Genomic DNA, 10,313 nt, shown 5'->3' on the forward strand with positions numbered 1-10,313 from the left:
GGCCCGGACGGCGCCGCGGGTGTCTCGGGGGAACGGGGAGATAGCGTCTCGCTCATGCCTGCCTTTGAGCGGGATCGGCCGCCGGACGTCAAGCCTCGCGCACCTTGCCCAAAGGGCTCAGGCGGGGGCCTGCTCGATCATCCCGTACCAGCCGAGCCCCCGATAGGTCTCGTAGCCCGGCGTGCGGTGATAGGCGGTGACCCGGCCGCCCGCCTCGCGCACGACGCCGCTGCGGCCGCCGAGGGGATTGGCCGCCACGGTCTCGCTGAGGATCCCGCGCCCGTCCGAGGCGGCCAGCACGCGGCGGCGCGCATCGACCAGCAGGACCCGGGTGCGCTCCCGGTCGGCGGGCGCGACCCGGACGCCCTCGACGATGGCGCGGGCCTGGGGCTCCCAGTCGAAATGGATGGCGAGCACGCCCGCCAGCGGACCGCGCACCTGCCCGGCCGCCCGCACGCCGGCCGCGTAGGTCGCCACCTGCGCGTTGCCGAGATGCGGCTCCCGCCGGATGTCGGCGCAGCCGTAATCGTCCCCGCTCGGCAGGGCGAGCGCGTCCCGGAACCAGGGCTCGCCCGCGACGCTGCGTCCGGCAAGGCCCGGATAGCGGTCGGGGCGTCCGGTCGCCAGGATCCGCCCCGCGGGGTCGCAGAGCCAGAGGTCGAGATAGACCGTGTAGGCCGAGAGGATCACGCCGAGGCGCGCGGAGGCGTAGGCCGCGGCGTCGGGCGAGGGGTTGGCCGCGCAATCCACGATCGCCGAGTCGGTCGCCCACCAGCGCACGTCGCAGGTGCGCTCGTAGAGGTTGCGGTCGATCAGCTCGACGGCGTTCAGCGCGAGATCGACGAGGCGCTCCTCCTGCGCGCGCCCGGCCATCGCCCCGACCGCCTCCTGCAGCGCGGCGATCCGGCCGTCGAGATGCGTCTCCAACTCGCGGGCAAGGCCCTCGACCTCGGCGCCGATGGCCCGCACCTCCTGCGCCACCACCGAGAAGCCCCGCCCGTGCTCGCCCGCGCGCGCCGCTTCGATTAGGGCGTTCAGCGCCAGGATCCGGGCATGGCCGGTGATCTGGCGGATCCGGCCCGTCTTGTCCTGCGAGAGCTGCCGCACCTCGGCGGCGAGGCGGACGATCGCCTCCAGCGTCGGCGGCGTTGCGGCATCGGACGCGGCGGACATCGGGTGGAGGACGGGCTGTGCCATGACGTGTCCGTTCTGGAGCCCGCAGAACATCCTCCGAAAGCGGTAAAAGACCGTTAATTCGGTCGGCAGGACAGAACAGACCGGATTATCCACCCCCGATTGCAGATTTCGGCATCTGCAATCGGGAATGAAGCGCGCGACCGATCAGTCCGTCGGCTCGCCGGAGGAGACCTTCGCGGTCCAGTCGTCGAAGGCCACGACGGTCTGGCGCTGCTCGCCGAGTCGGTCGATGCGCAGCACCATCTCGTCGCCGGGCTTCAGGTAGCGCGGCGGCTTCATGCCGAGCCCGACGCCCGGCGGCGTGCCGGTGGTGATGATGTCGCCGGGTTCCAGCATCATGAAGTGCGAGGTGTAGGCGACGAGCTGGGGCACGTCGAAGATCATCGTCGCGGTCGAGCCGGTCTGCATGCGCCGCCCCGAGACGTCGAGGCTCATGCCGAGCGCCTTGAGGTCCGGGATCTCGTCGAGCGTGACGAGCCAGGGGCCGATAGGCCCGAAGGTCGGGCAGCCCTTGCCCTTCGCCCAGGTGCCGCCGCGCTCCATCTGCCACTCGCGCTCGGAGACGTCGTTGCAGATGCAGAGGCCCGCCACGTAGTCGAGCGCCTCGTTGGCGTGGACGTAGCTCGCCCGCGCGCCGATCACCACGGCGAGCTCCACCTCCCAGTCGGTCTTGGCCGAGGATTTCGGGATGATCACCGGATCGTTCGGGCCGGAGATGCAGGAGGGCGCCTTGTTGAAGAGGATCGGCTCGGACGGGATCGGCGCGCCGGTCTCCGCGGCGTGGTCGGCGAAGTTCAGGCCGACGGCGACGAAGTTGCGGGTGCCGCCGACGCAGGGACCGAGCCGGGTTTCCTTCGGCAGGAGTGGCAGGCTCTCGGGGTCGATCATCCGCAGCCGGTCGAGCGCTTCCCGGGCGAGCGCCGGCCCGGCGATGTCGCGCACGATCGCCGAGAGATCGCGATAGCCGCCGTCGCGATCGACGAGGCCCGGCTTCTCGTCACCCTGCGCGCCGTGTCGGATCAGCTTCATCGCGTCGCTCCCGGACGTTGTGCCCGGGACGGGACTTGGGGCGGCCCGCGCAGCAGGCAAGCAGGACTCCGCCGCGAAACGCGCCCGCCCCTCCGCCGCATGTTGCAAGGATGTCACGGAGGTCCGCCAACGCCGAACCGCGCCGGCCACCATCCGGCAAGGTTCACATATGAACTATTTTACCTCTGCGTCGCGATACAGTGCAGGAGACGCGATACAACAGATATCCGGCATCCTGTCGAGAAAATATACATGGATGATCTTTAGAAGGCACGACTTGCAAATAAGCGCGCCACACATCATCGTGCTGTCCAAGGTGCCAGCCCGCGAAGAATCGGGAATCCAGCACCGTCGAAGAACGCTCTAGGGAATCGTACCATGACGGGCAGGGGTCGGGCTCTCGCGCTGGCGGGCGTCGCAGCAACGGGTCTTTGGGCGGGCGCGCACGAGGCGCGGGCCGGCGCCTTCGGCATCCGCGAGCAGAGCACGCAGGCGCAGGGCCTGTCCTTCGCGGGCGCGGCCTCGGGCTCGGGCGGCGTCTCCTCGATGTTCTGGAACCCGGCCGTCATCACCATGCGGCCCGGCTGGGTCACCGAGCAGAACCTCACCTTCATCAACCTGTCGGCCGAGATCACCCCGACGTTCGGCACCAACCCGGGCTTCCTGCCGCTCGGCGGCTCGGGCGAGATCGGGCAGGGCGCCGTGGTGCCTTCGGGCGCCACCTCCTACCAGCTCAACGACCGCCTCTGGATCGGCCTGCAGACGGGCGCGCCCTTCGGCCTCGTGACCAAGCCGAACCAGGTCTGGGCCGGCGAGGTCTACGCCCGCTCGAGCCGGATCTTCTCGCTGGCCTTCAACCCGGTCATCGGCTTCAAGGTCAACGAGTGGCTCTCGGTCGCGGCCGGCCCGAACATCGAGTATTTCCGCCTGACGCTGCGGCAGGCCCTGCCGATCCCGGGCCTGTCGCCCGCGGTCTATCCGAGCGCCTTCCTGAAGGGCGATTCCTGGGGCGTCGGCTTCACGGCGGGCGCCACGATCACGCCCTGGGCCGGCACGGTGCTGGGCGTCGGCTACCGCTCCTCGGTGCACCACGACATCGAGGGCTCGATCGGCGTGCCGCTGGTGGCGCTCGCCCGCACGGCCGGACAGGTCACGGCCAACCTCAACACGCCCGAGAAGCTCAGCGTCGGCCTGACCCAGGCGATCAACCCGGTCACCCGCGTCAACCTCGGCTTCGAGTGGGACAACTGGAGCCGGCTCGGCAACATCGGCATCGTCTCGCGCACGCTGGGCGTGCCGGTGAGCAACCTGCCGCTCGACTACAAGGACGGCTACACCTACTCGATCGGTGCCGAGTACGACTGGTCGCCGAACTTCACGCTCCGCGGCGGCTTCGCCTACGAGCTCTCGCCGATCGTGTTCGCCAACCGCTCGGCGCGCCTGCCGGACGGCGACCGCTACATCGCCTCGATCGGCGCGAGCTACCGCTGGAACGAGAAGCTGACGCTGAACGTCGCGTACTCGCACTTCTTCCTCGACCGCAACCGGATCCTCTCCGGGCCGGGCCGCGACTACAACGTCGGCAACATCGCCTTCGCGGGCTACACGGACGCCAGCGCCGACATCGTATCGGTGGGCTTCCGCTACGTGTTCGGCGAGCCGGCCCGCCCGGTCGCCCCCGCGCCGCTGGTGCGCAAGTACTGAGGCCAGAGGTCCCGGGATCCCCAAGGGCCTCGGCCCTTGGGCGGGGTCCCGGGGCGGCGCCCCGGGTTCGAAATCCCTGCCCGGCTCTGCCGGGCAGGGCTTTCGACTGCAGGGCTCTGCCCTGCACCCGCGAAAGGTCTCGACCTTTCGAAACCATGACCCTCAGGACTTGATCCGCACGTAGGTGCCGGGCGCCGGTCCGAGGGAGGGGAGGGCGCCTTCCCCGGGGATACGGGCCGGGACGCGCTCGGGGGCCTGGGCCTCCAGCCACGAGAACCAGTAGGGCCACCACGAGCCCTTGTGCTCCGTCGCCGCCGCGATCCAGTCCTCCAGCCGGCCCTGCGCCTTCCCGCCGGTCCAGAAGCCGTATTTGGGCTTCGACGGCGGGTTCACCACGCCCGCGATATGGCCGGAGCCGGCCAGCACGTAATCGACCGGGCCGCCGAACTTCGACGAGCCCTCGAAGACCGAGAGCGCCGGGGCGATGTGGTCCTCGCGGGTCGCGAGGTTGAAGACCGGGACCTTCACCTTGGCCAGATCCAGCCGCACGTTGCCCAGCACCATCTTGCCCTTGGCGAGCGCGTTCTCCAGGTAGCAGTTGCGCAGGTAGAAGGCGTGGTTGGCCGCCGGCATCCGGGTGGCGTCGGAGTTCCAGTACAAGAGGTCGAAGGCGGCCGGCGGCTTGCCCTTGACGTAGTTGTTGACGACGTAGGACCAGATCAGGTCGTTGGGCCGGAGCATGTTGAAGGCGTTGGCCATGCGGGCGCCGTCGAGATAGCCGCGCTCGGCCATGCGGGCCTCGACCTGCCGGATCTGCGCCTCGTCGGCGAAGACCTTGAGATCGCCCGCATGCGTGAAGTCGACCTGGGTGGTCAGCAGCGTCGCGCTCTTGATCCGGGTGTTGCCGGTGGCGGCCTGGTAGGCCAGCGTGACGCCGAGCAGGGTGCCGCCGACGCAGTAGCCCGCGGCCGCCACCTCGCGCTCGCCGGTCGCGGCGCCGATCGCGTCGATCGCCGCCTCGATCCCCTCGCGCATGTAGCTCTCGAAATCCTTGTCCGCGTGCCGCGCGTCCGGGTTGACCCAGGAGATGCAGAAGACGGTCAGCCCCTGGTCGACCATCCACTTGATGAAGCTCTTCTGCGGGTTGAGGTCGAGGATGTAGAACTTGTTGATCCACGGCGGCACGATCAGGAACGGTCGCCGCAAGACCGTCTCGGTCGTGGGCGCGTACTGGATCAGCTCGATCAGATCGTTGCGGAACACCACCGCGCCGGGGCTGACCGCGACGTTGCGGCCGACCTCGAAGCTCGCCTGGTCCGACTGGCGCACCCGGAGCTCGCCCCGGCCCGCCTCGATGTCCTCCTGCAGCATCTGCAGGCCGCGCACGAGGTTGGCGCCGTTCTCCGCGAAGGTCTGCCGGATCAGCTCAGGGTTCGTCAGCACGAAGTTCGAGGGCGAGAGCGCGCTGGTCACCTGGCGCAGGTAGAACTGCGCCTTGTGGCGCGTCGTCTCGTCGAGCCCCTCGGCCTGGTCCACCAGATCCTCGGCCCAGCGCACGAGGATGAGGTAGGCCTGCTTGATGAAGTCGAAATAGGGGTTCTGCGTCCAGTCCGCGTGGGCGAAGCGCGGGTCCTTCGGTTCCGGGGACGCGACCGGCGGGGCGGGGTTGCCCTGGAGACGGACCAGGGTGGAACCCCAGAGCGTCACGAAGGCCTCGCCGAGCTTCGTCTGCGCCTCGATGCTCTTCTGCGGGTCGGAGAGCCAGTGCTCGGCGACGCTGCCCAGCGCCCGGCTCATCTCCTTCAACTCGTCCGAACCGCCCGCGCCCGCCTCCGCGGGCTTGAGGAACTGCGAGACGTTGCGGCCCATCGTCTCGACGAACTGGCCGGCATTGCGCGTCAGCGCCTCGAAATCGGGCACCTGCGGCGGCGGCGTGTGGGGGCTCGTCACGCGTGCGTCACTCCCTGTTGTCGCCGTCTCGCGGGAGACGGGCCGACCCATTGTCCCGACGCATCGGGCGGGGCCTCGTTTCCGACAAATTAAGGCGCGACCCGGAGATTTCGCCAGACCGATCGAGCCGCGGCCGCTACATCTCCAGCATGTTCTCGCCCCGCACGTTGTCGCCCCTCCGCCTCGCCCCCCTCGCCCTCGCCCTGGCGGCGGGCGGCTGCTCGGGCGATGTCGGGGGCCTGCGCAGCCTCGGCATCGGCGGCACGGCGCCGAAGGGCCCCGACGCGCCCGCCTTCGTGACCGGCACGCGCCGGGAGAACGCCGACTTCCTGCCGGTCGGCGTCTCGGCCCCGCCGCGGCCCGTGCGGGCGAAGTCGAGCGAGGGCCAGAAGGCGCTGGAGGCCGAGCTGGAGGGCGCCCGCAGCCGCAACCTCGCCCGCGGCCGGGCCGCCGAGAGCGCCGGCAAGTCCGTCAACCCGGCGGCGGCGCCCGCCGCGCAGTAGCGGCGGCAGAGCCGCGTCACAGCCGCGTCACAGCCGCCTTTTCGGGGTCGGCGAACCGGGACCTTCCGTGTTAGGAAGGCCGTTCGCATCCCCGGCAACCCTCGAAACGCCAGATCTCGAAACGCCAGACCCGGGACCGTGCGCGATGGACACCGCCATGACCGACTTTCACCGCATCAAGCGCCTGCCCCCCTACGTCTTCGAGCAGGTGAACCGGATCAAGGCCGCCGCCCGCGCCAACGGCGCCGACATCATCGATCTCGGCATGGGCAACCCGGACCTCGACGCGCCGAAGCACGTCATCGCCAAGCTCTGCGAGACGGCCGGGCGCCCGCGCACCGACCGCTACTCGGCCTCGAAGGGCATCGCGGGCCTGCGCCGGGCCCAGGCGAACTACTACCAGCGCCGCTTCGGCGTCTCGCTGAACCCCGACACGCAGGTGGTGGCCACGCTCGGCTCCAAGGAGGGCTTCGCCAACATGGCGCAGGCCATCACGGCGCCCGGCGACGTGGTGCTGGTGCCGAACCCGAGCTACCCGATCCACGCCTTCGGCTTCCTGATGGCGGGCGGCGTCATCCGCTCGGTCCCGGCCGAGCCGACCCCCGCGATGTTCCCGGCCCTCGAGAAGGCGGTGCAGCACTCGATCCCGAAGCCCGTCGCGCTCGTGGTCTGCTATCCCTCGAACCCGACCGCCTACGTGGCGGGGCTCGACTTCTACAAGGACCTCGTCGCCTTCGCGAAGAAGCACGAGCTGATCCTGCTCTCCGATCTCGCCTACGCGGAGGTCTATTTCGACGGCGAGCCGCCGCCCTCGGTGCTGCAGGTGCCGGGCGCGATCGACTGCACGGTCGAGTTCACCTCGCTCTCGAAGACCTACTCGATGGCCGGCTGGCGCATGGGCTTCGCGGTGGGCAACGAGCGGCTGCTGGCCGCGCTCACCCGGGTGAAGTCCTACCTCGATTACGGCGCCTTCACGCCGATCCAGGTGGCGGCGAGCGCCGCGCTCAACGGGCCGGACGACTGCATCCACGAGATGCGGGCGATCTACAGGAAGCGCCGCGACGCGCTGGTCGATTCCTTCGGCAAGGCCGGCTGGAAGATCCCGGCCCCGGCCGCCTCCATGTTCGCCTGGGTGCCGATCCCCGAGAAGTATCGCGGGCTCGGCAGCCTGGAATTCTCCAAGCTGCTGCTGGAGAAGTCCGACGTCGCGGTGGCGCCGGGCATCGGCTTCGGCGAGTACGGCGACGACTACGTCCGCATCGCCCTGGTCGAGAACGAGCAGCGCATCCGCCAGGCGGCGCGCAACATCCGGCGCTTCTTCGACAACGCCGACAAGACGCTGCACAACGTCGTGCCGATGCAGAAGGCCGGCTGAGGCGCGCCACGCCGCCCGGCCTTGTCGGCGGCCCGGCACCCGGGCGTGAAGCGGCCGGGCACCCGGCCGTGTGGCGGCCGGGCGACAGGGCTCCGCAAAGCCGCGCTCCGGGGCGCCCCCGCGCTTGTCCGGCGCGGCGCGCTGCGCGAGGGTCCGCCGAGGGGTCCTCAGTTTTTCGTGTCCGAGGGGTGCATGCGCCGCCTGAACCTGCCCGCCGCACTGCTCGCCGCCCTCGCGCTGGGGGCGGTCGCGGCCTGCGCGCCGAACCCGATCGTCGCCCGCGATCCCATCCCCGCGCCCGGGCCGCAGGACGCCTTCGTGTGCGACTCGCGCCCGATGCCGCTCAACACCTTCCGGACGAACTGCGACCCGGTCGCGCCCGAGCCGGTTCTGCGCGCCAAGGGCTGAGCGGGCCTGACGCGCCGGGGCCGAGACCCATATGAGGGGCCGGCGCGAGACAGGATTCGAGCATGGCCAGCGAGACGCACGCACGCAGCTTCATTCCCCTCGCCATCGCGGTGCTCACCGTATCGGACACCCGCGGGCTCGCGGACGACCGCTCCGGCGACACCCTGAGCCAGCGGCTTACCGAGGCGGGGCACCGGCTCGCCGACCGGGCAATCGTCACCGACGACGTGCCGGCGATCCGCGCGCGCGTCGAGGCCTGGATCCGCGATCCCGGCATCGACGTGGTGATCACGACGGGCGGCACCGGCTTCACCGGCCGCGACGTCACGCCGGAGGCGGTCGAGCCGCTGTTCGAGAAGCGCATGGACGGCTTCTCGGCGGTGTTCCACCGCATCTCCTACGACAAGATCGGCACCTCGACCCTGCAGTCGCGGGCGACCGCGGGCGTCGCCCGCTCGACCTTCATCTTCGCGCTGCCGGGCTCGCCCGGCGCCTGCCGCGACGCCTGGGACGGGATCCTGGCCCAGCAGCTCGATTACCGGCACAAGCCCTGCAACTTCGTGGAGATCCTGCCGCGGCTCGACGAGCACCTGCGGCGGGGCGCCTCCGCGTAGGGGTGGGTCAGCCCCGCTCGATGCGGGCGCTCAGGCGCCGCGGCTTGAGGCGCGGCGCGAAGACCGGACCGGCGAGCAGCCGGTCGCGGCGCACGAGGTCGCCGGCCCGCGCGCGGCCCGCGCCGACCACGCCCTCGCCGCGGGCGATCATCCGCAGGGGCAGGCCGGCATGGGGCCGGCGCAGGCGCGCCAGCGCCGTTCCGGGACGCGCCGTGCCGACGAAGCGGTCGAGGGTGCGGATCCAGCCCTCGGCCGGAACGTCGCCCGCCTCCAGGCACAGCACCCAGTCGCGCCGCGCGACGGCCGCGCCCGCCGTCCAGGGGCTCGCGCGGCCCGCGCGCACGACGAGCGTCGCCCCCGTGGCCTCGGCCACCGTCGCCACCCCCGCGTGCGCCGCCCCGGCGACGATCACCGCGTCGCCGACGAGCCCGGCCGCCACACCGGCGACGAGCGCGCTCAGGGTATCGGCAAGCAGGTCGATCGCGTCGGGCCCGTCGGGCCGGGCGATGTAGGTCACCGCGGAAAGCATGCGCGCCGATAACCGATTTCGGCAGCAAAGAAACCCTCTTCCCGCAGGGCTCGCGCCGCCAATCCCTGTACGGTGAACTGAAGCGGGGCTCGTTGCCCAACAAACAGGCGCCGCCTGGGCGGGGCCCGGCTACAGGATGGAGAGCCTCAAGCTCGACACGACGGCCTTCGCGGTGCCGGGCACGCAGCTCGCGCTGTTCTGAACCGTCAGGCGAAGGTGCGCGTGAAGGTGAGGCGGTGATGCGGGCTCCGGCCGCGGGCCGCGAGGCCGGCGCGGTGCAGGGCGGTGCCGTAGCCGACATTGCGCTCCCAGCCGTAATCCGGGTGGCGCAGGGCGAGGCGGCGCATCAGCGTGTCCCGCACGGTCTTGGCGACGATCGAGGCGGCGGCGATCTGCGGCACGAGCCGGTCGCCGCCGATGACGGCCCGGCAGGGCAGGGGCAGGCCCGGCACCGTGTCGCGCCCATCGACCAGCACGGGCGCGTCGAGGCCGAGCCGCAGCACGGCGCGGCGCATGGCGTCGAGGGTGGCGCCCCGGATGTTCAGGCGGTCGATCAGCGCCCGCGAGCCCGCCGCCACCGCGACGCGCCCGTGCTCGCGGATCAGGGGTGTGAGCACGGTTCGCAGGGCTTCGGGCACCCGCTTGCTGTCGTCGAGCCGCGCCAGCAGGTCGGGGGGGAGGGCGGCGGGATCGAACCAGACCGCCGCGACCACCACGGGGCCGCAGAGCGCGCCGCGCCCGACCTCGTCGCAGCCGATCGCGGCCGGGTAGCGCGCGGCCTCGGCCGGGTCGAAGGGGGGCATCGCGGGGTCTCGGGCGTGGCGGGGCGGCCGTTCTATGCGATCCGGCGCGGGCCGGGAATGCCGGTCCGGCGCTCTCCCTCCTTTGCGGCAGGGCAATCGCATATGCCGAGCGAGCCCTGAGACGAATGGAGCGCGGGTCCCCTCTCCCGTGCGGGAGAGGGGACCCGCGCTCCATTCGTCTCAGGGCTCGCTCGGCATATG

10 protein-coding genes are annotated in these 10,313 nt (G+C 71.3%); 5 read left to right on the forward strand and 5 right to left on the reverse strand.

The window, feature by feature from the left end:
- Window positions 1–117: 117 nt before the first annotated feature.
- Both AX737_RS17805 and AX737_RS17810 read right to left on the reverse strand, forming a co-directional pair.
- Entirely contained in the window at window positions 118–1,197 is a 1,080-nt protein-coding gene (locus AX737_RS17805) for a methyl-accepting chemotaxis protein (RefSeq protein ID WP_082773120.1), read from the reverse strand.
- A gap of 144 nt (window positions 1,198–1,341) precedes the next feature.
- A complete protein-coding gene (locus AX737_RS17810) occupies window positions 1,342–2,226 on the reverse strand; it encodes a fumarylacetoacetate hydrolase family protein (RefSeq protein WP_066923766.1) in 885 nt (294 codons plus the stop codon).
- A 378-nt stretch (window positions 2,227–2,604) separates the two neighbouring features.
- Between AX737_RS17810 and AX737_RS17815 the strand changes: the two genes are divergently transcribed.
- Window positions 2,605–3,930 carry an outer membrane protein transport protein gene (locus AX737_RS17815; RefSeq protein WP_066923768.1) on the forward strand — a complete coding sequence of 442 codons (1,326 nt, stop codon included), beginning with the start codon at window positions 2,605–2,607 and terminating at the stop codon, window positions 3,928–3,930.
- 162 nt (window positions 3,931–4,092) lie between these two features.
- Here the strand turns inward: AX737_RS17815 and phaC are convergent, their stop codons facing one another.
- Window positions 4,093–5,880, reverse strand: coding sequence for a class I poly(R)-hydroxyalkanoic acid synthase (phaC, locus tag AX737_RS17820; RefSeq protein WP_066923770.1), 1,788 nt, complete (start codon window positions 5,878–5,880; stop codon window positions 4,093–4,095).
- Between the two features lie 149 nt (window positions 5,881–6,029).
- Between phaC and AX737_RS17825 the strand changes: the two genes are divergently transcribed.
- From AX737_RS17825 to moaB, 4 genes are all read left to right on the forward strand, one after another.
- Window positions 6,030–6,383: a hypothetical protein gene (locus tag AX737_RS17825; RefSeq protein ID WP_066923773.1), complete on the forward strand. Its 354-nt coding sequence runs from the start codon at window positions 6,030–6,032 to the stop codon at window positions 6,381–6,383.
- A gap of 157 nt (window positions 6,384–6,540) precedes the next feature.
- Window positions 6,541–7,758, forward strand: coding sequence for an LL-diaminopimelate aminotransferase (locus tag AX737_RS17830; protein ID WP_066923785.1), 1,218 nt, complete (start codon window positions 6,541–6,543; stop codon window positions 7,756–7,758).
- A 192-nt stretch (window positions 7,759–7,950) separates the two neighbouring features.
- Complete coding sequence (locus tag AX737_RS17835; RefSeq protein ID WP_066923777.1) at window positions 7,951–8,166, forward strand: hypothetical protein; 216 nt, start codon at window positions 7,951–7,953, stop codon at window positions 8,164–8,166.
- A 62-nt stretch (window positions 8,167–8,228) separates the two neighbouring features.
- On the forward strand, window positions 8,229–8,780 hold the full coding sequence (moaB, locus tag AX737_RS17840) for a molybdenum cofactor biosynthesis protein B (RefSeq protein WP_066923778.1): 552 nt from the start codon (window positions 8,229–8,231) through the stop codon (window positions 8,778–8,780).
- A gap of 7 nt (window positions 8,781–8,787) precedes the next feature.
- Here the strand turns inward: moaB and AX737_RS17845 are convergent, their stop codons facing one another.
- Together AX737_RS17845 and AX737_RS17850 are read right to left on the reverse strand one after the other, a co-directional pair.
- Window positions 8,788–9,309: a hypothetical protein gene (locus AX737_RS17845; RefSeq protein ID WP_066923779.1), complete on the reverse strand. Its 522-nt coding sequence runs from the start codon at window positions 9,307–9,309 to the stop codon at window positions 8,788–8,790.
- A gap of 206 nt (window positions 9,310–9,515) precedes the next feature.
- Window positions 9,516–10,112, reverse strand: a complete 597-nt coding sequence (locus AX737_RS17850) for a ribonuclease HII (RefSeq protein ID WP_066923782.1) — start codon at window positions 10,110–10,112, stop codon at window positions 9,516–9,518.
- Window positions 10,113–10,313 lie beyond the last annotated feature (201 nt).

This window comes from Methylobacterium sp. CCH5-D2 (assembly GCF_001556475.1).
GTDB classification, from domain to species: Bacteria; Pseudomonadota; Alphaproteobacteria; order Rhizobiales; family Beijerinckiaceae; genus Methylobacterium; species Methylobacterium hispanicum.